Here is a 22617-nt window from a genome sequence, read left to right on the forward strand (position 1 = left end):
CACCGGATGGATGATATATCAAAAATTCCCCATTGCCTTCGTCGGCGCCTCCCAGGCACGGTTCAGACACCCGATTCCTCTTGACATTCACCTAACACCTGTGTGATGATACTCTTCAAATCATCTTGTTCTCTCTTTACATCCGAAAAGAGCTGCGCAGATGAATTTAAGAACAACATACAACACGGCTATGAGAAGAAATAGTAGCTTATCTCTTGAGGTCCAAGCGAACCGGCGAATGGTGCGAGGCCCGGTACCCCGGAATGAGTGAATGGATCTTCTCGCTTCAACCCGAACCTTTCGGCTGTGCCGGAGCAGTAGGCCTTGACGGCTCTCCACCGTTACTTTGGGAGATATGGCAGGAATAATAATGGTGTTTCCCCCATTTCCACGTCATGCTAAAGAGCGACAGTATAGTCGAATTCGGGTGGTACCGCGGAGTTACACTTCGTCCCATAGAGGGATGAGGTGTTTTTGTGTTGTTCGCAAACCATCAGGAGGTGTTTTTTATGCAACGATTATTGTCAGGCATCAAACCGAGCGGGGATTTGAATATTGGCGGATATGGAGGTGCTCTCCGTCAATATGTGAAGCTGCAGCATGAGTATGAGTCCTATTTCTTCGTGCCGGATCTGCATGCGATAACGGTCTATCAGGATCCCATAGAGCTGCACCAGCGCACGCGGGACATTGCCGCTCTGTACATTGCGTCGGGCATTGACCCCGATAAAGCGACGATCTTTCTGCAATCCCAGGTCCCCGCGCATGTAGAGCTCGGGTGGTTGCTGGAGACGCAGGCGCATTTTGGTGAATTAAAGCGGATGACCCAATTCAAGGAGAAATCCGAAGGTCAAGAAACGGTAAGCTCGGCGCTCTTCACGTATCCCGTCCTGATGGCTGCCGATGTGCTGCTCTATCAGGCAACACATGTGCCTGTCGGCGACGACCAGAAGCAGCATCTGGAACTGACCCGCGATGTGGCCGAACGCTTCAACAACCGGTATGGCCGCACGTTTACGGTGCCTGAGCCGATCATTCAGGATATTGGCTCCCGCATCATGGGCCTTGACGATCCGTCCAAGAAGATGAGCAAGAGCAATCCGAACAAAAACAGCTGCGTCCACATGATGGATTCGCCGGAGGATATCCGCAAGAAATTCTCGAAGGCCGTTACCGACTCAGACGGCGAGGTCCGGCATGACTGGGAGCAGAAGCCGGCGGTCAGCAATCTGATCGAGATTTACTCGGTATTCTCCGAGGAAGCCATCTCCGTCATCGAGAAACGGTATGAAGGCCAGGGATACGGCACGTTCAAGAAGGAATTGGCCGAAGTGGTCATCGAGAAACTACAACCGATCCAGGAGAGGTTCCATCAAATCGTGAATTCCTCCGAGCTTGATCGCATCTTGATGGACGGAGCGAAGCGGGCTTCCGAAACCGCAGGCCCAACACTGCTTGCCGCCAAGAAAGCGATGGGATTGGTCACGTTCTGAAAGAACCGAGAGGGCGTCCCCTTAATATCTGCATCCTGCTTCAGGAATCAGGTCAAGGGGCGCCCTGCTTATTTTTTATACATAACTCTGTGTATCCCGGTTCCGCCCAAACTTGTAGGTTGCAATCAGCGATAAGGCCAAGGCAAAAGCGAGTAGAATCGCCACATTCAAAATAATGTCGGTCAACGGGCTTCCTTGCTGAAGCTTGCCGAACGTATCGAGCAGCCAATACTGCGGCAGGAAATCGGCGATTCGCTGAATCGCTTCGGGCATCACGGTAAGCGGGAATACGCACCCCGCCAGCAGCGAAGTCGGCATGATCACCATCGTCTGGATTCCGTTCGCCATCATGGTGCTGTCCGAGAACGCGACAATGACCTGTGATAAACTGACCGCGACCAGAGCGAACAGCGACAGAATCAGGAACATCTGCCAGAGCGGAATGCCAGGCTCGATATGAAAGAACCGGGTCATGACAAACAAGGTGGCCGCAATCTGGATCATCATCAGAACGATATTCACGATGGCATTCGAGAAGACGTAGCTGCGGGCCGTAATAGGCGACGATAAGAGTCTATAGTACGTACGATTCTCGCGATCCCGGATCGTCAATGCCGATAAATTCACGGCGGAGAATAACATGAACACAACCAAGTAACCGATCGTCCGGTTGGTCATATCATGATTGGCCGATTGGTCCGCAACCGTGGTCGTGGACAATTGAAACGTAGAACTCCGATAACCGCTGTATAATTCGTTAAACGCGGCGGCATCGCCACCCGCTATAACCCCCATGGATGAAATATTCTGGACGTACGCGTTTAGATACGATTTGACATACCCCGTAACTTGAGCGCCCTTAATCGATTCGATCCGGACCGGCTCGGGTGTCCCCTGAATTACGCCTTTCGCAAACCCCTCGGGGAAGATCAGCACCGCATCCAGCTCACCCGACACAACCAAGTCATCCGCTTCCGATTCCCTAATGACCGATGCCTCGGTATGCTCCAAATGAGCGACAAAATCGATCGTATCTTGCGTGACCTTCTGTTCGATATCGTGGTTCACGATGCCAAGGGTAACAGAGGTATCTCCGGAGCCCTTATAGATTAAGGTGGATAGAAGAATGCCGACAATGGGAAGCGCGATAACGAGCAGCAGATTTTTATAATCCTTCAACGAGGTTAATATCGTCTTTCGAATGAGCCAGAGCATATCCTTCAACATTACAGCCCCTCCCTTCTTCGCATCGAAATCATGGCTACGGCCAGCAGCAGGATGGAAAAACCGATATTCAGCATCATCGCATGCACGGCTGCAGTCCCATCGCCTGAATAGATGAGCTGCAGCAGAGCTTCATTGGTCCAATGCAAGGGAGAATACGTTGCAGCCTCCCTCATGAATCCCGTTGTGCTTGCAACCGGCATATATCCCCCGCCAAAGAACGCAGCCAGTTGAATAATGACCATGATGACAGCTCCGGCTGCATTTCCCTTCAGCACGTAGCTGATGCCGAGCCCGAGGCTGAGCGCAAACAGGATCTCGGTGAACAAAACCAGGAATACCATGATGGGGTTCTCCCCCCAATAGGCATTGAACATATATTTGCTGATCAGCACAACGACGATGACAAATACGGCATTGATTGCGAGCGTGCCCGTTATTTTTCCGGCAAAAATCTCGGCTTTCGTCACCGGTGAGGCCAATAGGCGCTGTGCGGTGTTTCGCTTTCGCTCGCTATCGATGAGCCCGCCTGCCTTCAAGGCGCTATACAGAATGATCATCGTCGTGACTGCAATCGAAAAATAATCAAGCGAACCCGGCTGCCTCGCTCCTTGAATGGAAGACTCCAGCACATAGCTCCCTCCATCATCAATAAGCGGCTTGCTCTCATATGCCGGATCGATCTTCGCGGCTTCGGCTGACAGCCGGTACCGGTCGGCAAATGCGGACAGCATCCCTTGCACAATCCCGTTCTCCATACTGCTGCGGCTGTTTCCATCATAACGGATACCTTGGCCGTCCATTTCCACGTAACCGGTGTAACGGTTGTTTCTCACTTCATGCCCTCCGTCCATGCCTTCCCCGACTTGCTCAAAGACGATGCCCGATGAGCGTTCCGCCTCCTCCATGAATTCCTGCCATTGCTCCGTAAGCGCGGGTTCTGCTCCGTCGTTATGGTATAACACCCGAATGTCTCCAATCGTGGTACTGCCGTTAAAAGCATTCGAAAGCGCCGTCCCCAGGATCAGAATGAGCAGCACCGGGGTTGCCAGCATGAATACCAGCATCTGCGGCTCCCGGGCGATCTTCATCTCCTTCAGCGCGATTCTCAGTACGTTCATGTACTTCCACCTCTCTCTTCCTAGGTCCGCTAATCCCGAAGGCTCCGGCCGGTCAACGTCAGGAACACCGTTTCCAAATTCGGTTCGGACGCTTGAACGGAACGAATTTCAATGCCTTGCGCCATGAATTGCTGAATGATTTTATTCAGGTTATTGACCCCTGCGTCGGAGCTGATGTGCACGGTATTCTCCTTCACTTCAACCGATTTGACGCCTGCAATCTCCTTCAGCTTGCTCGATTCAAGATGGGCGGCCGTTTGCACTTCGATCCCGATATCCTTCTGGTCCGTAATAATGGCCTTCAGCTGTGCCTTCGTGCCCTCCGCTATGATCTTGCCGTGGTCGATAATGGCAATCCGGGTGCAGAGCTCCTCCACTTCCTCCATATAATGGCTCGTGTACAGGATCGTGCTGCCCATCTCATTCAGCTTCCTGACCGAGTCCAGGATATAGTTCCTCGATTGGGGATCGATGCCGACGGTCGGCTCATCCATGATGATCAGCTTCGGTCTGTGGGCAATCGCGCAAGCGATATTCAGTCTTCTCTTCATGCCTCCGGAGAAGCTTTTCGGGTACATCTTGTGTTTGTCGCTAAGTCCGACGAAGGCAAGCGCCTCTTCGGCCCTGCTCCTAAGCTCCGATCCTCTCAGTCCATACAATCCGGCAAAAAAATGAACATTCTCATAGGCGGTCAGATCCTCATATATCGCGACCTCTTGCGGAACCATGCCGATCTGCTGCTTCGCGAACTTTCGATGCTTCATCAGATTCTTGCCCAGGACATGGACCTCTCCCTTGGTCATGGGCATGAGCGACGATATGATATTAATGGTTGTGCTTTTGCCTGCTCCGTTCGCGCCCAGGAAGCCGAAAATCTCGCCTTCCCGTATGTTCAACGACAACTGGTCTACCGCTATGAAATCCCCAAACTTCTTCGTGAGCCCTTTGATCTCCAGCACGTTCATACGTTTTTCGCCTCCATATTCCATCCACGCTTCAACCGGTGGACTTGATCTGCATTTATCGTACGAAAAAAGGATGCCCTTGCGATAGTGCACAAGTTCATCCTTACCCATGAGAATCTTCATGTTGTTGACGATCCAAATCTTCACCCTTGCGGGGAATGTCATTTTTGACCCGATATCCCTAATCCGCCAAATGCGCTTACCGGTGTTTTAGCTATAAGGAATTAAAGTGGTCACCGAGAAGCCGGCGGAGCCATCCACGATCACGGTACCATTCACGACCGCGGCGCGCTCCTCCATGCCTATGATCCCAAGACCCTTGATGACCTTCTGCATGCCCTTGCCGTTGTCGCTGACCTTGGCTTTGATCATGGTGCCCAGAACTTCGATATGCAACGAGACTGCCGTTGCATTCGCATACTTCATCGTATTGGTTAACGCTTCCTGGGTGTTATCCTGAATGATTTTCCACTGAAGCGGTGTAATCACATCCATATTGCCCTCATGCGTTAATACGGTCTTGATCGGGTGCTGGGCGGAAAACTCCTCAAGGAATAAACGCATTCGGTTAATGCCGAGCTGCTCCGTCGGAGGCTTTACGTTCTTCAGAACCAGCCTGATGCTCTCAATACCTTCTTTCGATATCGATATGGCATTCTGCAGCAGCTCGGCGGACTTGTCCGGATTCGTTGTCATCAAGCGCTTGGCCGCTTCCATCTGAATCAATGCGCCCGTCATGGAATGTCCGATCTTATCATGAATTTCCTGGGACAGCCGATTTCGCTCTTCCAGCTTGAACATATATTCAAACTGCCGGATGTACTCATTATTTTCGCTCAGCCGCTGGGTCAACCGATCCAGTTCACGATGCATCTGCTCGTTCTGCTCCTGATAGGATGTGACTCGGCTTATAAAAGTCCTCAGCATCGTGAGATAAATATAGGATAGAACGGATATAAAGACATAGGTCATGCCAAGCTCGTGAGGCACTATAAGCGCTGGAACCAGCAGGGGGATCAGGGTCATCCAGCTCCTGCGAAGATATAAAGACAACAGCTCATACAGATTCGCGGGAAGCAGCATGAAGAACAGCGGATGGATGTAGAATGAGGACGCCAGGACAACAAGAATAGCCAGTGCCATGAAGTATGGCTGTGTAGTGGGACTCTTGAAAATATAGACGGATACATTCACGGACAGGTAGAGAAGGATGACCAGTATATACCATGACGTTATCGCAAGATCAGAGGCATACGACTTACTGATCACATACAGGAGCAGCATGCTTTTGAAACCGATGACCCACAGTTCGGCATAATTTCGGCGTTCGCTCACTTATTCACTTCCCCCGTCAGATAAAAAATCGCAATCTGGGTTCGATGCTCAAGACCTGTCTTGCTAAGAACCGAAGTGATGTGATTGGCAATCGTGCCTTCGGAAATAAACAGCTTCTTCGAAATTTCCTTGTTGGCCAGCCCTTTGGCGATGAGCGCCATAATGTCCAGCTCCCTTTCGGTGAATAGACTCCGGTCGAACTTGTCTGCCTTATCTTCCTTGTCAGGCTTTCCGGGAGACAGCCCGGATTTGATTCTATCCAGTACGACGTCCTGCAGCACATGATGGCCGTGGTACACGGTTTTGATTGCATCGCGAATCCGTTCCGGATCGTTATTCTTTAGCAGATAACCCTTGGCGCCATTCAGGATCGCATCGGTAATATATTCATCGTCGTCGAATGTCGTTAAGATCAGCGTCTTGGTCCTGGTACGCTCCGTGAGCTGCTTCGCGGCCTCAACGCCGTTCAGATTCGGCATCCGGACGTCCATCAGCGCCACATCCACTTCATGCGCTTCGCAATAGGCTACCGCTTCCTGGCCGTCTTCAACGGTCGCCACGACGTCGAACTCATCAAACGTAGTCAGAATGATTTTCATACCTTCCCTGATAAACGAATTATCGTCCGCTATGATCACTTTAATCTTCAACTTACGCTCACACTCCCTTATTCAGGATTATACAGGCTGTCATCTTGAAGAACGACAGTATTTTTATTCACCGGAATTAAGGGGAGATACGTTCCCCGATGCAGCGACTCTGGCATGATCCCGGTCGGCTTGAGCCAACTATAAAAAGCAGTGCAGGGATGAACCCCGCACTGCTTAGGCGTCAACCTATTCAATTAAGAAGCGGCCATCGATTTTCTTGGGTCTGAACGTCTCCCTTTCTTGAATGTCGAGGCCAGCAGCAGAACAAGAAAACCTCCGGCTATGAACCACATTACCGCTGAATGCGAAGAAGATGGAGCGTATCCGTCAAAATACATCACATCCCGGAGAGCCGAAGCAGCGAAGCGGAGCGGCGTCCACGAGTACAGCCAATCCTGTGTTGCCTGCGGCAGAAACTCCGGCGCCATATTAAGAAGCGGCATCGAGAAGAACATCAGGAGCACCAAGATGCCCATAGCCGGGATTCCCATCCAGTTGAGCAGGGTCGACTGAAGGAGGAAAAAAGCGGAACCTGCCAGCCACAGCATCAGCCAAACGCGGCCCCCGTTGGTAAACTCCATGCCATACCAGGAGGATGCCATCCATACTAGGAAACCGGAAGCCAGACCCGCCAGCAGCAAACCGGCAGCGCCTTGCAGCACAATTGAGGTTCCCCTGCCGCTGCCGTCAGCTACGGCTTTCTGCAGCGCCTGGAACATGAACACGCTAATGATCAGACATCCAATCCATAAAATCTGTACCAGCATGCCCGGCGCATTGCCGCTTGCGTGATTAATCCCGACAGGATGTACAACCTCCTCCTGAACCTCAAACGGGGTAAGGAGAGCCTGTGCGGTTGTTACAGGCAGCATATCCGTCTGCGTGCTGATCATCGTCAATGCCTGGTTGGAGAGCTGCCCTCCCGCCATCTTCATCGCTTGCCCGAGCATCTGTTTCACCGCTGTGGATGCCTGCGTGCTCATCCCCTCGTTCACCAGCACCTGCACCACAGCCGGCTTGGGATCAGGCGATTGCAGCGACAAGATGCTCGCGCTTAAGTCCTCAGGCAGCACAAGGGCTCCATAATACTTCTGGCTGTCAAGCCCTTCCCGTGCCTCCGCTTCCGAATTCACGATCTTCCACTGAATGGGCAGCTGTGAGTTGCCCTGCAGCATCCCCTTCATCATATCGCCAACAGCAAGGGGTTCGCCGTTCGGTAACTCCGCCGGCTGATCCAAGACGACCAATGCAACGGGCAGCGACTTCGGCTTCGCTCCCGCGATCGATCCCATCATGGCCACGCCGAAGACCGACAGGGCCAGAATGACAACCAATGCGCCGATCCACAGCATGTTTTGTTTTAAGAAACCCATATCTACCACTCCTCGTCATTAATGAACATACTGTTGATTAAAGATCACAGCGTTAATTATAATGAAGAGAGATTTTTGTTCAATCATCAGCTTTCGGCGGAGTGTTCATTACTCATCAGTGTTCAAGCATTCTGTTGATTAAGTGTTCAAAATTATACTGGAGGGGAATTCCTTGATCAAAAAGACGGATCGCCGGCAAATTCGGACGAATCAGCTGTTGCGGCAGACCTTGTTTGAGCTCATGGACGAAAAAAGCATAAACGCGATTACCGTCACCGATATCGCCAATCGCGCCAATATCAACCGAGGTACCTTCTATCTGCATTATCGGGATGTGCCGGATATGCTGGATAAGCTCAAAGAAGAGGTGCTCCAGAAGATTAAGGACATCGTCGTTCATATTGACCCCAGGGATTCCAGAGACTATGCGGAAAAGGGCGAGCCTTATCCGGCGTCAGAGCAAATATTCGAGGAGCTCATCCGTCATGCTTCCTTCTTCCGAGCCATTGTCGGCCCGAATGGGGACATATCCTTCGTGCGGCAATTCAGGGAATTCATGAAGGAGCATATGTTTGCTAAGCATGCGTTCAGAATGCCCGCAGGAGAGAATCAAATCATTCCGAGCGATTATTTGATTGCGTATATGACCTCCGCCAATATCGGCCTGGTCATACACTGGATCGAGTCCGGCATGAATAAGTCCGCAAGAGAAATGGCGATCATGATGACCCAGCTGATCAACTACGGCCCGTTGATTACTTCAGGCATCATCCCAAAACATTAAGGTAATGCAAAAAAAGAGAAGCGGGGAATTCCCTCGCTTCTCTTTTATGCTTAATGGCATATAAGCACTTTGCCTGCTTCGTTAATTGATCAATTGCTTTACTAATTCGCGGTTTCGCTCTTTGAATACCTCGTTATGCGAGGAGACCATCGCGTACTTTTTGGCATCCGGCTCAATGAACTGCTTCGCGCTGTTCACCGCGTTCGCGGCATCCTGGAAGGCGCCCGCAATCAGGTGCAGCTTCCCGTCAAAATGCAGGATGTCGCCCGCGGCATACAACCCCGGTATGGAAGAGTTGCAGCTTGCGTTGCCCGCGATATAGTAATCATCCACCCGATGAATATCGAGCTTGCTGTTCTCCAAGAGGGACATATCCCGTTCATAGCCATGGTTAATGATCACTTCGTCTACGGCCAGATAGGAAACTTCCCCCGTCTCATTATTGGTCAATTCCACCCGCTCGATCACCTCATGATTATCCGAAGCAATAAGCTTCGTGATCGATGTATTGAGATGGCAAGTGGCCTTGCTGTTCATCAACTGATCGACTTGGGCTTCATGGCCTGACAATTCGCCTTTGCGATAGGCCAGGTACACTTTCTTCGCCACAGGCTCCAGCTCGTTCGCCCAATCCACGGCCGAGTTTCCTCCGCCGGACACAATCACCGTTTTGCCCTTGAAATGCTGCAGGGATTTCACCGTGTAGTTCAGGTTCGACACCTCAAACCGCTCGGCTCCTTCAATATCCAGCTTCTGCGGATTCAGGATGCCTCCGCCAACCGCCACGATGACCGTTTTGGACAGATGCACGCCGGAATTCGCCGTATGTAATTCGAACAGCCCTTCCTCATTGCGGGCGATCGATTCAACCTTCTCGTTTAACAGCACTTCGGGATTAAACGTCAGACCTTGCTGAACCATCTGCTCGATCAGCTTCGCGCCCGGAACGGGTGTCAGTCCGCCAACGTCCCATATCATTTTTTCCGGATAGACGTGAACCTTTCCGCCAAGCATGGGTTGATATTCTATAATCTTGGTTTTCATGCCGCGCAGTCCACTATAAAAAGCAGAATATAATCCTGCTGGTCCTCCACCAATAACCGTTACATCAAATATCTCTTTCCCACTCATGCATTTCACTCCCGGTCTATAAATTAAAAGGCTGTTTGTGATTACCTTGTAACGTAAATGATTATCATTATCAATTAGTATACGTTGCCTTCCACCGTTTTACAATCAATCATTTAGAAAAAATTCATATTGTCACAATTTCGCCTATATATAGGCATGTATCACCCTGCCAATCTATATATGGATATTATTCGGCTGAAACATGAATATTATTTAAAATTTCCATTAAGATATTTATTGACAACGACGCGGCCCCACATTATATTTATGGATGAAATTGAGAATCATTATCGTTTGATAGCTAACTACTCTGGAGGTGAAATGATGATTCGCCTAAGTACAGATCGAATAAGCGTCGGTTACGGCGAGAATCTGATATTGAATCGTCTTAACGTAGATATTCCCGATAAAAGAATCACAACCATCATTGGGCCGAACGGCTGCGGCAAATCCACTCTTTTGAAGGCTGTTACCCGCATTATTCCTTACCAGTCCGGTGCTGCCATTCTCGATGGAGAAGAAATCGCCAAGATGAACACCAAGCTGCTGGCGAAAAAGCTGGCCATTCTGCCCCAAACTCCGGAAGGACCGGGCGGATTGACGGTTGGCGAGCTTGTCTCCTATGGCCGATATCCTCATCAACGCGGTTTTGGCCGCTTGACCAAGCAGGATATGGAAGTGATTGACTGGGCGCTGGAGGTTACCGGGACCCAGGAGTACAAATATCGCTCGGTGGATGCTCTATCCGGGGGACAAAGACAGCGGGTGTGGATTGCGATGGCACTTGCTCAGGAGACCGAAATGATCTTCCTCGACGAACCGACAACGTATCTGGACATGGCGCATCAGCTTGAGATCCTGGAACTGCTGGAGAGGCTTAACATCGAGCAGGAGCGTACCATTGTTATGGTCCTGCATGATTTAAACCAAGCCGCCAGATTCGCTGATTACATTATCGCGATGAAGGATGGAGATATCATTCAGGCCGGTGATCCGGAAGCCGTCATTTCACACGACGTATTAAAGAAAGTATTCCATATCGACGCCGAGATCGGCCGCGATCCGCGCACGGCGAAACCGATCTGTATCACATACAATCTATTAAAAGGGGAAAAAGAGGATGTACTCAAAACGGAGCAAAACGACAACTACGAAGAAACTACTCATCCCGTTTATAGCGCTGCTGCTCATTCTTAGCGCTTGCAGCAGCAAGCCTGCGGAGACAAACAGCAATAATACAGGAACGGCCGAATCACCTAAAACGGAACAAAGCGAAACTCCATCCGGGACCATTACATATGAGTCCGAGAACGGACCCGTCGAAGTGCCTGCCACACCGCAGCGCGTGATTGTGCTGTCTTCCTATGTAGGCGACCTGCTTGCACTCGGCGTCAACATGGTGGGCGTTGATTCCTGGTCCAAGGCCAACCCCGCATTTGCGGACAAAATCAAGGATGCCGAAGAAGTCACGGATGAAAGCCTGGAGAAAATCATCGAGTTGGACCCCGACCTCATCATCGGCCTGTCCACTATCAAGAACGTGGATAAGCTGAAAGAGATTGCCCCAACCGTGACCTTCACCTACGGAAAAGTCGATTATTTGACGCAGCATCTTGAAATCGGCAAGCTTGTGAACAAAGAAAAGGAAGCCCAGGCCTGGATCGATGATTTCAAGCAACGGGCGCAAAAAGCCGGCGAGGACATCCGTGCCAAAATTGGAGAAGACGCCACCGTATCCGTTATTGAGAGCTTTGATAAACAGCTTTATGTATACGGCGATAACTGGGGCCGCGGCACTGAAATCCTGTATCAGGAAATGAAGCTGAAAATGCCGGAGAAAGTGAAAGAAATGGCATTGAAGGACGGTTACTATGCCCTTTCCGCGGAAGTGCTGCCGGAGTATGCCGGCGACTATGTTATTCTAAGCAAATTTGCCGATGCCGATACGTCCTTCCAGCAAACCGAGACGTATAAGCAAATCCCGGCGGTGAAGAATGGCCGCGTATACGAAGCAGACGGAAACCGGATTTATTTTAATGATGCCACCACGCTGGAGTACCAGCTAGAGTTCATTACGGAACACTTTTTGGGCAACTAGCATTTAGGCTGCCTTTGCTCAGACTTATTTCGATTGCATATTCCAACTTTAAGATGAGAAGATGATTCCATGACAATGCCTACGAAACGATCCATTCCTATTTCCATCAAATTGATTGCAGGCATCATCGTATTTATGGGCATGTTTGTTGTTGCGATGGTGTTCGGTGCGGCTGAAACCAGCATCAAGGATGTATGGTTTGCCCTTACCACCTCGATGGAGGGCGAAAAATTATCCCTCCTTCGCGAAATCCGCCTGCCCCGTGAGGTTGCAGCTATTCTGGTCGGAGCCGCGCTTGCGGTCTCCGGCGCCATCATGCAGGGCATTACCCGCAATCCGCTGGCGGATCCCGGCCTGCTCGGCCTTACCAGCGGGGCGAATGCGGCGCTTGCCTTCACGCTGGCTTTCATGCCGGCTGCCAATTATTTTGGCATTATGGTGGCCTGCTTCATCGGAGCGGCGATCGGCGCCGTGATGGTCTTTGGCATCGGAGCCATGCGAAAAGGCGGCTTCTCTCCCTTGCAGATGGTGCTGGCTGGCTCAGCCGTATCCGCATTCCTGTACGCCATCGCTGAAGGAATCGGCATTTATTTTAAAATATCCAAGGATGTGTCCATGTGGACGGCAGGCGGTGTGATCGGCACATCATGGGGACAGCTACAGACGATATTTCCGTTTATTCTCATTGGAATTATAATTGCCATCGTGTTATCAAGACAATTGACCATCCTTAGCCTAAGTGAAGAAGTCGCCGTCGGTTTGGGACAGAACATTGCTGCTATCAAAGGCATCCTGTTTGTCGTGATTGTCCTCCTGGCTGGAACCTCTGTGGCCTTGGTGGGAAATCTGGCCTTCCTCGGCCTGATGATTCCCCATATTGTCCGCGGGATCGTCGGAACCGACTACCGCCATGTCATTCCGATGTCCGCCCTCGTCGGAGCCATCTTCATGCTGTTTGCCGACACGGTTGGACGAACGCTGCATGCTCCTTACGAAACACCCGTAGCTGCTCTGATCGCCATCATGGGATTGCCCTTCTTCCTGTTTATCGTACGCAAAGGAGGGCGGGGACTGTCATGATTCATCCATCGTTAATAAGAAAACAACGCATTACATTTCTGGTCTTGTTGATCCTTACAGTGGTTACTGTCCTCGTTGGTCTGGGTCTCGGTTATTCGTCCGTTAGCTATGACCGAATTATTCCAACCCTGCTGGGCCAAGGCAGCTTCAAGGAGAAATTCATTATCTTCGATGTGCGCCTGCCGCGCATGCTTATTACTTTGCTGGCCGGAATGGCGCTTGCCTTATCGGGTGCCATTCTGCAGAGCATTACCCGAAATGATCTCGCGGATCCCGGTATTATCGGCATTAACTCGGGGGCCGGGGTCGGCGTAGCCGTATTTTTCCTGTTCTTCCCGATCGAAGCCGGCTCATTTATTTACATGCTGCCCTTGGCGGCATTTATCGGAGCTGTGCTAACGGCCTTGGGCATCTACCTGTTCTCTTTCCGAAAAGGCGAAGGCCTGCAGCCCGTTAAATTGGTGCTTACCGGTGTCGGGTTCTCCATGGCACTCTCGGGCGTCATGATTGTGCTCACGTCGTCTGCCGAGCGGACCAAGGTCGATTTTATCGCCAAGTGGCTGGCGGGTGGGATATGGGGAACCGATTGGCCCTTCATTGTTGCGCTGCTGCCCTGGCTGATCATCCTGATTCCGTTCACCCTGTACAAAGCGCAGCGCATGAATCTGCTGGGATTAAGCGATCCCGTGGGCATCGGCGTCGGCGTATCCATTGAGAAGGAGCGCATCGTCCTGCTTCTGGCTGCCGTAGCGCTTGCAGCATCCGCGGTATCCGTTACGGGCGGGATTACATTCATCGGACTCATGGGCCCACACATTGCCAAAGCGCTGGTCGGCCCGCGGAATCAGATGTACATTCCGATTGCCGTATTGATCGGGGGCTGGCTGCTGCTGCTCGCGGACACGATCGGACGCAACATCGTGGATCCCGACGGCATCGCCGCAGGCATAATGGTCGCCATCATCGGCGCGCCGTATTTTGTATATTTGCTGCTGAAGAAAAAATAACCGTTATTCTCTTTTTAACTGAATGCCCAAGCCCCTATTGCACTCTTTCAGGTGTAATAGGGGCTTTTTTGACTGGTTCGGCTATGGTTGCCGCCTTTTCCGAGCTTATCTCCTCACAAAATAAAGAGGGCACCTTATGGATGCCCTCTTTATCGAGCAGGGAGTGAAAAAACCTGGTTCCGCTATGCGTTTGCCGTCACTTCTTCCCCCGGTTGGCCGCCTCTTCCAGACGCCGGAACCGTTTCAGATCAGCCTTCCGAATCGGAATCGGCTCTCGGCTCAGCAGCTTCACTACGGCAATGACTAACAACAGCAGCAGCACCGTAAACGGCAATGCCGCAATCAATGAAGCCGTCTGTAAGGCTTCCAGCCCGCCCGCATACAGCAGTACACCGGCTATCGCTGCCATAAGCGTGCCCCACACGATTTTTGCAATGTGCGGAGGGTTCAGGCTGCCATAGGTGGTCATGCTGGATAAGATGTAGGTTGCTGAGTCCGCTGATGTTACCAGGAACGTCAGAATAAGTAAAATCGCCAGCACATTCATGACCATGGAGAAGGGTAATTGGTTAAAGAGCTGAAACAGAGCAGATGTCACATCAGCATTAACGGCTGCAGCAATCCCGGTGCTCTCGTGCAGATCAAACCAGATCGCCGTCCCGCCGAATACCGCGATCCATAGACAGGCAATGACCGGCGGCACAACCATCACACCCACAATGAATTCACGAATCGTTCTTCCCTTGGACACCCTCGCCACGAAAGCTCCCACATACGGAGACCAAGCAATCGCCCAGGCCCAGTAAAAGATCGTCCATTCCCGTACCCACGTGCCTTCAGCGTAGGGTTGAAGCCTCAGGCTGTACGATACGAAATTCGTAATGTAATCGCCCAGCGCCAATGTAAAGGTCTCCAAGATGAAAACAGTGGGACCACTAACAAACACAAACAATAAAAAAATGAGCGCCAACGCGAGGTTCAGGTTGCTTAAGTATTTAATCCCTTTATCCAATCCCGTTGTGGATGAGATCATATAAGCGACAAAAATAAGCCCCAGCATCATTAACTGCAACCCGACACCATTGTTCACTCCCATAATCGTGTTCAAACCACCGCTCATCTGCAGAACGCCAAGTCCAATGGAAGTCGCGATGCCCATGACCGTTGCAATCACCGCAAGGATATCAATTGTATTCTTCACTGCGGGCTTCGAGCCGGTGACAGGCTCCAGCGCTGTCGACACTAGCCCATCCTTCTGCTTACGGTACTGAAGAAACGCGATCACAAGTCCGACAAGGGCAAACACCGACCACTGACTAATCCCCCAATGAAAAAAAGAATAGCCCATAGCCACACGCGCCGCGTCCACACCTTGTGCTTCGACGCCTCCGAACGGCGTCTTAAAAAAATGGCTCATGGGTTCAGCCACGCCCCAAAACACCAGCCCTACACCAAACCCCGCAGAGAACAGCATTCCGATCCAGGTGAAGAACGGATACTCGGGCTTCTCCTTATCTCCGCCAAGGCGAATCGTTCCGTATTTACTGGCTGCCACCCAGATCAAAAAGATAATAATCACAAAGATCGAGAGCAGATAGAACCAGCCGAACGTATTCGTCGTAAATCTGTACAAATACCCTGCCACTTCACCGAATGCTCCAGGCATAGCAGCCCCTAGAATAGCAAGAATGGCAATGATAACGGCCGAAACCGTAAACACGATGTTCTTCAATAAACTCCCTTTCATATGCTCCACCTCAGGCTATTAAGTCATCCATTCCTATACAGTATCTGTATTTAAACCAGAATTGATGTACTTAATCGGTAAATGTGTGCAGCAAGGGGGTATTCTTCAGATCAAGGCCAACTTGAAGTGCTATTCGTTAGGAACCTGTTTCGTATTGATATACTGTTGTCCCAGAATGACCATTTGCTCGAGCACTGCTTTGAAATGGATACCGAACTCCGTTATGGAGTATTCCACCTTGGGGGGTACCTCTTGATACACCGTCCGTTTCACGATGCCGTTCTCCTCTAACTCCCGCAATTGAACGGTAAGCACATGCCTTGATACTTCCGGTATTCTCCGATGCAGCTCACCAAATCGCAGCGTTTCCTGAAACAGTTCATACAGTACTCGAGGCTTCCAGATGACTATGTCATAAAATTCTGCGTACTTACCACAGCTTTTATTTTCAGATAGGCTATTGCTATCATCATACAGAAAGAGGAGATTCAATGAAACCATCCATTCCCGCAAGCCGAGTCTGGAAGCCGGAGGAGATGAATGCCGCATTTGCTGATGCGTATAACTCAGGGGACATCGATCAAGTGCTGGCGTTGTATGAACCGAACAGTATTCATGTCCACAGCAATGGAAGCTTGGAGATCGGAATTCATTCCTTCCGCCATACGCTGGAGGAACTGCTGCTGCTTCAAGGCAAGATGGTCTCCACCAATCTATACTGCATCCCCTTTGAAAATATCGCTATGCTGCGTGCCCATTTCATCTTGCATACCGTGGACCCGGAAGGCCAACCTCTGGTGCTGCAAGGTTATACCTCCGAGATCGTGAGGCAGCAGCCTGATGGAAGCTGGATGTACATTGTGGACCATCCGTTTGGTTCGGATGTTATGGAATGAAGGTAATTATACAATTACCTTAGTAACCGGGCTGGTAATTCATCAAGGGATCACCAGCCATGTTATGCTATCTAGCTACAAACCAATTTTCTGGCTCAGGTGTTATGGTCACAAGCACTTGGCCAACTTGGCCTGGCTGCGGATCAACCGCAGGTTGTCCGGCAACAGGAGTTCCTCCCCCGTTACCACCGTTTCCGCCGTTGGCCCCACCTCCACCGCCAACGGTAACAATGCCTGTTACACCCATTACATTCACTCCGCCTATACCACCATTTAGCTGGAGTGTCCCCGTAACTGTAGGAGAAACGGTTGATATAAGGTGGATAACACCACCACTTCCGCCTCCGCCGCCACCTTCGCCATCTCCGCCATTACCATCCCAACCGATAGCCCCATTCCCTCCAGCCGCCGCAAGGGTTCCCGCAATGGTTATGCTATTCTTAGCAGCAATCAATATAAAGCCCCCAGCACCGCCCCCGCTACCGACTATACCGCTACCCGCAGAGAGTGGGTTTACTCCATGATTTCCGTTAGCAGTAATCAGAGCCCCATTCGCAATTACGACTTGGCCCTGGGCAGCCAAAATCAAACTACCTCCGCCTTCTCCGCCACTGCCTAACAAAGGTCGGCTTCCAGCCCCACCACCAGCTGCTGTAGGAATGACCTGTGCTGCTTGCAGTGAACCGAGTCCAATTCCGCCGTTATATGGTCCTGCAGCAGCAGCGGATATTCCCTCGTTTGGTGAGCCATTGCCAGAGTCTGCCGCACCGGGAAGAACCGTAACTACACCACTTATCATGAGATCCCCCGATGATTGGATCGTGATGCCGCTTGGAATGATAAGTGTCCCCGCAATTTCCACTCTGGAGAACTGCAGATTGGTTCCAGAAGGCAATGCTGCAAGAGAGCCTGGAACACTTAAATCCACAACCTGGCCGCTGTTTATGAGCAATTCACCCGCTGAGCCATCCCCATAAACAGCAAGCGAACCATCTATCCCCTGCGGCCCAAGCGGCCCTTGTGGTCCTGCCGGGCCAATCAAACCTACCGCTGTTTCCGATATACCCTGAATCCCTTGAGGACCTTGAGGACCCTGAGGGCCAACAGGCCCTACGGGACCAATCGGCCCGACCGCTCCTGGCCTTCCCCGAAATCCCCGGAGACCACGTTGCCGGATTACCCTTACCTTGGATTTCTTGCACTGAAAATATCGTTTCTTTAAATGATTACGGTTATGACTATATTCCCTTGGTAAGGGTACACCTCTTGAATAAACAGGTTTAACTTTACATCTTAACAAATGACCACTACCTCCCTCCGTCGTTCAACACAGTGTATGCACTCAAGACCAGACAAGAGGTGGTCAGGTGACTAACAAGCGGCCTATTTTACTTGTGGATGTTCTTCATGGAATCGGAGGGAATATCCCTTCTATAGCAATGCAGTAATTTAAAACAAGATAAGGCTGCATGTTATTATGCGGTTGATTTCCTCCAGCAGCAGCAATAGCGCCCGGGCTCATGAATGAATTAGTGACTTCGTGATACGTCAAGCTGTCAGAGAGCGCCCATGTTCGATCCACAGGTAACACGCTATTAGCTGGATTGGCGCTTCCCATTGCTTGATGCGTATGGCTGGGAAGCTCCGCGTCCGTTAGGGTATGGAACTCCTCTCCACCATTCTCTCCTATCGGGAAGTCGGTGCCTCGATGAACAGCAACTCTCCCCCTTAAATCCGGGAGCGCAAAATGGGTCGTGCCGTTCCCCCCGTATGTTGTCCCCAGCAGAGAAAACAAGGCTGTATTCTGAGCAATCGGCAATAACTGCCCGTCACAAAACGCCCACCCATCGGGAGCAAAATTAAAAGCGAATAAGCGAATTTCACCTAAGAACGGATCTGCCATTATATGTTACCTCCTGTCCTCTCTGTCGAAGCGCTCCACTCCATGTGTACATAAACATCATCTCCCCCTCTTATCCGGAATCTTATGCGTTCATAGAATGTTATAGCAGGATTTGAGCGGATAACATGGAGACGGATGGGCTTAGAGTCTGTCCTGGCCATATCCTGTAAATGAACCAGGGCTGCCGTTCCTATACCTTGATTCCCGAATTCAGGCAAAATCGAGATGTCGACCAGGCGAATTTCGGCAGGTGTCTCATGTACAATGACTCGCCCAGCCTGTAGCTGGTTATTCATAAGAATCAGGTGCGATGCTTGAGGGAACTGCAGTGCATAGGAGCGCTGCTGGAGATCAAACTGCATGCGCAGAAACACCTCCATTTCCTGGTCTCCCCATCCCCAGGAGGAAACTTCACTAAGGCGTGTGCTGCGGTACAGCTCATATAAAAACGCTGTATCTTCCTCGGTGGCATCCATCATAATGATCATGGGATTATACGATACCTGCCCCTGCCTAAAAGTCGATAACCCTTAGGTTATCGCGGTACTTCAGTTTATGCGGATAAAGAAAGGAAGGTACAATAATCCAGAATATGTCGTGCCCTGCCTGTCACACACCTTTACTACGGAACGAAAAAAGCAATCCAGCTGTGTCCTAAACAGCCGAATTGCTTCTTCAGATTCATTGCATTATTCCTTAACGAATTCCTTCGTGCTGCGCACGGTATCGATTGGACGAACCATACTCTCAATCTGTTCGCGCTTTGGCTCCAGGAATGGAGGCAGGGACAATTTCTCGCCCAGTGTTTCATATGGCTCATCACCCATGAAGCCTGGACCGTCGGTTGCAAACTCAAACAGAATTTGCGGTGCAACTCGCGCATACAAGGACTGGAAGAAATAGCGGTCTACAAAGCCCGACGTATGGAATTGGAAGTCGTCAAGACGCTTGATCCAATGTTCCAGCACCGAGCGGTCCTCGACACGGAAAGCCGCGTGGTGAACAGTGCCGAAGCCCTGCTGAGCTCTTGGAAGCACGGCGTTGTATTCGACAACCACCTGGGCGCCATTGCCGCCTTCACCAACCTCAAACAGATGGAGCGAGCCTTCCTTGCCGATCTCCTTGAATTCGAGCACTTTCTCCATCATTTCCTTGAAATAATCGAAGTTGGATACCCGTACAAACACCGGACCAAGTCCTGTAATCGCATGCTCCAGCGGAATCGGTCCCTTCTGCCAAGGAGTTCCTGAAGCCACACCCTCATTGTTCTCATCCGAGATGAGCTGATACTGCTGATCGTCAAAATCAACAAAGGCGAGTGTTTTTTTGCCAAACAACTCTTGAATGCCTTGATGCTTTACATCCAGCCGGTCAAATCGCTTGACCCAATATTCGAGCGCTGCATCGTTAGGAACACGGAACGAGGTTTTGTAAATCTCGTCTGTACCGTGTCTGCCCTGCGGGATACCCGGAAAATCGAAGAAGGTCATATCGGTCCCGGCACTGCCCTTGTCATCCGCAAAAAACAGGTGGTATGTCTGAATATCGTCCTGATTAACGGTTTTCTTCACAAGTCGCATGCCGAGCACATAGGTGAAAAACTCGTAGTTCTTCTCGGCACTGCTCGTAATGGCTGTTACGTGGTGAATTCCTTTTAATCCGTTCATGGTTAAATTCCTCCGTCTCTTCTATTTAGAAAGTGTTTGCCCGACCTTCAAAAATTATTATTTTGATTTAAAACATCTTTAATTTAAGATAATAGTATCATGATAATTCTGTGCCGTCAACCTTCTAAATGCAATATCTTATTTTGGTCGTGAATGATATTAAAAAAACGGTCGGACATAAGAACATCCGGCCGTTCTATTTCTTTCCTTATAAGAGTCTCCTCATGTCCGTTATACGCCAGTATTGGATAATCCAATGACAGGAAACAGCTCGATGCGTTGATGGGTCTCCTCGTGATACAACCATCCATCCCGAACATGGTCCACAAACAATATGCCGTTCAGGTGATCAATCTCGTGCTGCATACATCTGGCCAGATAATCTTCGCCTTCCAGGATCACCGTCTGGCCTTGACGATTCAATGTCTTTACTTTAACCTTATTGGCCCTCTTCACATATCCGTAATACCCCGGATAAGACAGACAAGCTTCGGGGCCCATCTGTTCCCCGTCCATCTCTACGATTTCCGGATTAATCAGCTCGATCAACCCTTCTCCGCAGTCCATGACAATAAGCCTTCGTAATATACCGATTTGGGGTGCGGCAAGACCAGCGCGCCCTTCACTGTCATACAGCGTCTCCGCCATATCATCCAGAATCTTCAATGCTCTGGCGTTTACGGAATCGACTGGCCGGGCGATCTTTCGTAAGATCGGATCACCGAATGGCACAATAGCTTTAACCGTCATTCACTTAAGCCCCCTTAGTTCTAGAAGGAGGTGTATGCACCCATAAGTCACCTGGAGTACACTCTAAAGTTGTGCAAAGGGCATCTAACGTCTCTGCCTTCATCTGCCTGGGCTGGTTCGTCAGCAAGGCACTAATGGAAGCAGCTGATAAGCTGTAATTCGCCTTCTCTTTCATCAGCCGCGCCAAAGCCGCTCCCGACCATATCCCTCTCTCCGCCATCACATTACGTAGCATCCATTCGAGCAAAGGGTCCCCCTCCCGTTCCATGAAAAATATTAGCTCACACCTTATTTTATTAGGTACTACCTAATATCTCAAGCCTAATTTTTAGGAGCTAACGAGAGTCGTTCTCTACAACAAACCGGGTTAAGCAGGTTTGGATTCATTCCGCCCAAGCGCTTTACGACTAGCGCTCTTGGATCTCCCGGCAAGGCTGGTCCCGATCACCCCGATAATGACGAGTGCTGCGCCGATGACATGATAATAAGCCAGCTCTTCATTCAAAAAGGCGACACCTCCGAAAATCGTGACGACGGTAGCCAGATTGTTAAAGATGCCCATACGGGATGCCTCCATCTTGGACAAGGAATAATTCGACAGTAGCGATGTTCCGAGAGAAGACAGAATGCCGAGATACAGAACGGCCCATACGAAGGACGGATGCATGAACGGGTCAAAATAATGTACAAGCGTCCCCTCCGCAGCATGTTGAACAGCCGACATCAGGTTAAACAGCACGAATCCGATCATCGACATGATGAATGTTATATCCAGTACCGGCTGCTTCTGCGTCAGCTTGCGGGCCATCACGCTGTAAACGGCGTTGGATAGCGCCGACAGCAGAATTAGGACAATCCCGAGTGTACTCGAGCTCTCGAAGGAAACGCCCTTCAGCACGAAGATAGAGATGATCCCTGTCACCGACAACACGGTAAACAGCTTCTGTGCCCAGCCGGAGCGTTCCTTTAATAGCAGCGATGCCAAGAGCATCGTAAAGATCGGTACCGTAGCGTGAATGATTCCGGCCTCGGCCGAAGAGGTGTAGACCAATCCGAAGGTTTGCAGCGTAAAGAACAGGAACGGATAGAATATCGCCAGCGGCACGATGGTCAGCAGCCTTTTCAGATCCAGCGGGACCTTTCTACGGGCTATGAGTAGCGCGAGCGATGCGGCAATGAACGAAATGGTGAATCGGTGTGCCAGCGTGTCCAGCGGGTTAGCATGGATCAGCGCCAGCTTTACAAACATAAACGAAAAACCAATGATGGCCGTATATCCTAACGCGGCGGCATAGGCACGGCTTGTATGCGGTATATTCATAATATGTGTTCTCCTTCATCTTCTCTTTTGCAGGACAACCAGAAGGTTGATGCATTTGCTACTTATCTTACG

The 22617-nt window shown here is 50.6% G+C and carries 23 protein-coding genes and 1 other annotated feature; of the genes, 7 read left to right on the forward strand and 16 right to left on the reverse strand.

Going from position 1 to position 22617, the window contains the following annotated elements:
- Positions 1 to 181 precede the first annotated feature (181 nt).
- Positions 182 to 459, forward strand: a binding site (T-box leader).
- 50 nt (positions 460 to 509) lie between these two features.
- Entirely contained in the window at positions 510 to 1493 is a 984-nt protein-coding gene (gene trpS, locus AC0VZ8_RS32630; protein WP_475485552.1) for a tryptophan--tRNA ligase, read from the forward strand.
- 75 nt (positions 1494 to 1568) lie between these two features.
- Here trpS and AC0VZ8_RS32635 read toward each other — a convergent pair whose 3' ends face one another.
- From AC0VZ8_RS32635 to AC0VZ8_RS32660, 6 genes are all read right to left on the reverse strand, one after another.
- A complete protein-coding gene (locus tag AC0VZ8_RS32635) occupies positions 1569 to 2720 on the reverse strand; it encodes an ABC transporter permease (RefSeq protein ID WP_475485553.1) in 1152 nt (383 codons plus the stop codon).
- The gene (locus AC0VZ8_RS32640) at positions 2720 to 3838 is read right to left on the reverse strand and encodes an ABC transporter permease (RefSeq protein WP_475485554.1); all 1119 of its coding nucleotides are present in this window, start codon (positions 3836 to 3838) and stop codon (positions 2720 to 2722) included. Before AC0VZ8_RS32640 ends, AC0VZ8_RS32635 begins: the two co-directional genes overlap by 1 nt.
- Before the next feature lie 29 nt (positions 3839 to 3867).
- Entirely contained in the window at positions 3868 to 4803 is a 936-nt protein-coding gene (locus AC0VZ8_RS32645; RefSeq protein ID WP_475485555.1) for an ABC transporter ATP-binding protein, read from the reverse strand.
- A 210-nt stretch (positions 4804 to 5013) separates the two neighbouring features.
- Positions 5014 to 6087, reverse strand: a complete 1074-nt coding sequence (locus tag AC0VZ8_RS32650; protein ID WP_475487798.1) for a sensor histidine kinase — start codon at positions 6085 to 6087, stop codon at positions 5014 to 5016.
- Between the two features lie 47 nt (positions 6088 to 6134).
- Complete coding sequence (locus AC0VZ8_RS32655) at positions 6135 to 6788, reverse strand: response regulator (RefSeq protein WP_475485556.1); 654 nt, start codon at positions 6786 to 6788, stop codon at positions 6135 to 6137.
- Positions 6789 to 6982: 194 nt separating this feature from the next.
- Positions 6983 to 8161: a YhgE/Pip domain-containing protein gene (locus AC0VZ8_RS32660; RefSeq protein ID WP_475485557.1), complete on the reverse strand. Its 1179-nt coding sequence runs from the start codon at positions 8159 to 8161 to the stop codon at positions 6983 to 6985.
- A 172-nt stretch (positions 8162 to 8333) separates the two neighbouring features.
- On the opposite strand from AC0VZ8_RS32660, the gene AC0VZ8_RS32665 reads away from it, so the two are divergent.
- Positions 8334 to 8945: a TetR/AcrR family transcriptional regulator gene (locus AC0VZ8_RS32665; RefSeq protein ID WP_475485558.1), complete on the forward strand. Its 612-nt coding sequence runs from the start codon at positions 8334 to 8336 to the stop codon at positions 8943 to 8945.
- Positions 8946 to 9026: 81 nt separating this feature from the next.
- Here the strand turns inward: AC0VZ8_RS32665 and AC0VZ8_RS32670 are convergent, their stop codons facing one another.
- A complete protein-coding gene (locus AC0VZ8_RS32670; protein WP_071220523.1) occupies positions 9027 to 10076 on the reverse strand; it encodes an NAD(P)/FAD-dependent oxidoreductase in 1050 nt (349 codons plus the stop codon).
- 324 nt (positions 10077 to 10400) lie between these two features.
- Here AC0VZ8_RS32670 and AC0VZ8_RS32675 point away from each other — a divergent pair, with 324 nt between their 5' ends.
- The 4 genes from AC0VZ8_RS32675 (at position 10401) to AC0VZ8_RS32690 (ending at position 14261) form a co-directional block, all read left to right on the forward strand.
- Positions 10401 to 11273, forward strand: a complete 873-nt coding sequence (locus AC0VZ8_RS32675; RefSeq protein WP_426200493.1) for an ABC transporter ATP-binding protein — start codon at positions 10401 to 10403, stop codon at positions 11271 to 11273.
- A complete protein-coding gene (locus tag AC0VZ8_RS32680; protein ID WP_475485559.1) occupies positions 11197 to 12174 on the forward strand; it encodes an iron-hydroxamate ABC transporter substrate-binding protein in 978 nt (325 codons plus the stop codon). Before AC0VZ8_RS32675 ends, AC0VZ8_RS32680 begins: the two co-directional genes overlap by 77 nt.
- Before the next feature lie 69 nt (positions 12175 to 12243).
- Positions 12244 to 13254 carry a FecCD family ABC transporter permease gene (locus tag AC0VZ8_RS32685; protein ID WP_260064666.1) on the forward strand — a complete coding sequence of 337 codons (1011 nt, stop codon included), beginning with the start codon at positions 12244 to 12246 and terminating at the stop codon, positions 13252 to 13254.
- A complete protein-coding gene (locus AC0VZ8_RS32690; RefSeq protein ID WP_475485560.1) occupies positions 13251 to 14261 on the forward strand; it encodes a FecCD family ABC transporter permease in 1011 nt (336 codons plus the stop codon). Before AC0VZ8_RS32685 ends, AC0VZ8_RS32690 begins: the two co-directional genes overlap by 4 nt.
- A 196-nt stretch (positions 14262 to 14457) precedes the next feature.
- Here AC0VZ8_RS32690 and AC0VZ8_RS32695 read toward each other — a convergent pair whose 3' ends face one another.
- Entirely contained in the window at positions 14458 to 16008 is a 1551-nt protein-coding gene (locus tag AC0VZ8_RS32695; protein WP_194540115.1) for a BCCT family transporter, read from the reverse strand.
- Positions 16009 to 16137: 129 nt separating this feature from the next.
- A complete protein-coding gene (locus AC0VZ8_RS32700) occupies positions 16138 to 16500 on the reverse strand; it encodes a winged helix-turn-helix transcriptional regulator (protein ID WP_475485561.1) in 363 nt (120 codons plus the stop codon).
- Here AC0VZ8_RS32700 and AC0VZ8_RS32705 point away from each other — a divergent pair.
- Positions 16500 to 16904 (forward strand): YybH family protein, encoded by a 405-nt coding sequence (locus AC0VZ8_RS32705; RefSeq protein ID WP_475485562.1) that lies wholly within the window; start codon positions 16500 to 16502, stop codon positions 16902 to 16904. The genes AC0VZ8_RS32700 and AC0VZ8_RS32705 overlap by 1 nt on opposite strands.
- A 67-nt stretch (positions 16905 to 16971) precedes the next feature.
- On the opposite strand, the gene AC0VZ8_RS32710 is transcribed toward AC0VZ8_RS32705, so the two are convergent.
- The 7 genes from AC0VZ8_RS32710 to AC0VZ8_RS32740 all read right to left on the reverse strand — a co-directional run bounded on the left by AC0VZ8_RS32710 (position 16972) and on the right by AC0VZ8_RS32740 (position 22545).
- Complete coding sequence (locus tag AC0VZ8_RS32710) at positions 16972 to 18204, reverse strand: hypothetical protein (protein ID WP_475485563.1); 1233 nt, start codon at positions 18202 to 18204, stop codon at positions 16972 to 16974.
- Between the two features lie 105 nt (positions 18205 to 18309).
- Positions 18310 to 18807 carry a phage tail protein gene (locus AC0VZ8_RS32715; RefSeq protein ID WP_475485564.1) on the reverse strand — a complete coding sequence of 166 codons (498 nt, stop codon included), beginning with the start codon at positions 18805 to 18807 and terminating at the stop codon, positions 18310 to 18312.
- On the reverse strand, positions 18807 to 19295 hold the full coding sequence (locus AC0VZ8_RS32720) for a GNAT family N-acetyltransferase (protein WP_475485565.1): 489 nt from the start codon (positions 19293 to 19295) through the stop codon (positions 18807 to 18809). Before AC0VZ8_RS32720 ends, AC0VZ8_RS32715 begins: the two co-directional genes overlap by 1 nt.
- A 201-nt stretch (positions 19296 to 19496) precedes the next feature.
- On the reverse strand, positions 19497 to 20474 hold the full coding sequence (locus AC0VZ8_RS32725) for a ring-cleaving dioxygenase (protein WP_071220534.1): 978 nt from the start codon (positions 20472 to 20474) through the stop codon (positions 19497 to 19499).
- 231 nt (positions 20475 to 20705) lie between these two features.
- Positions 20706 to 21224, reverse strand: a complete 519-nt coding sequence (gene def, locus AC0VZ8_RS32730; RefSeq protein WP_071220535.1) for a peptide deformylase — start codon at positions 21222 to 21224, stop codon at positions 20706 to 20708.
- A gap of 4 nt (positions 21225 to 21228) precedes the next feature.
- Positions 21229 to 21471: a helix-turn-helix domain-containing protein gene (locus AC0VZ8_RS32735; protein ID WP_071220536.1), complete on the reverse strand. Its 243-nt coding sequence runs from the start codon at positions 21469 to 21471 to the stop codon at positions 21229 to 21231.
- A gap of 120 nt (positions 21472 to 21591) precedes the next feature.
- Complete coding sequence (locus AC0VZ8_RS32740) at positions 21592 to 22545, reverse strand: DMT family transporter (RefSeq protein ID WP_475485566.1); 954 nt, start codon at positions 22543 to 22545, stop codon at positions 21592 to 21594.
- Between the last annotated feature and the right edge of the window lie 72 nt (positions 22546 to 22617).

Source organism: Paenibacillus sp. QJM3NY_38 (assembly GCF_056173265.1).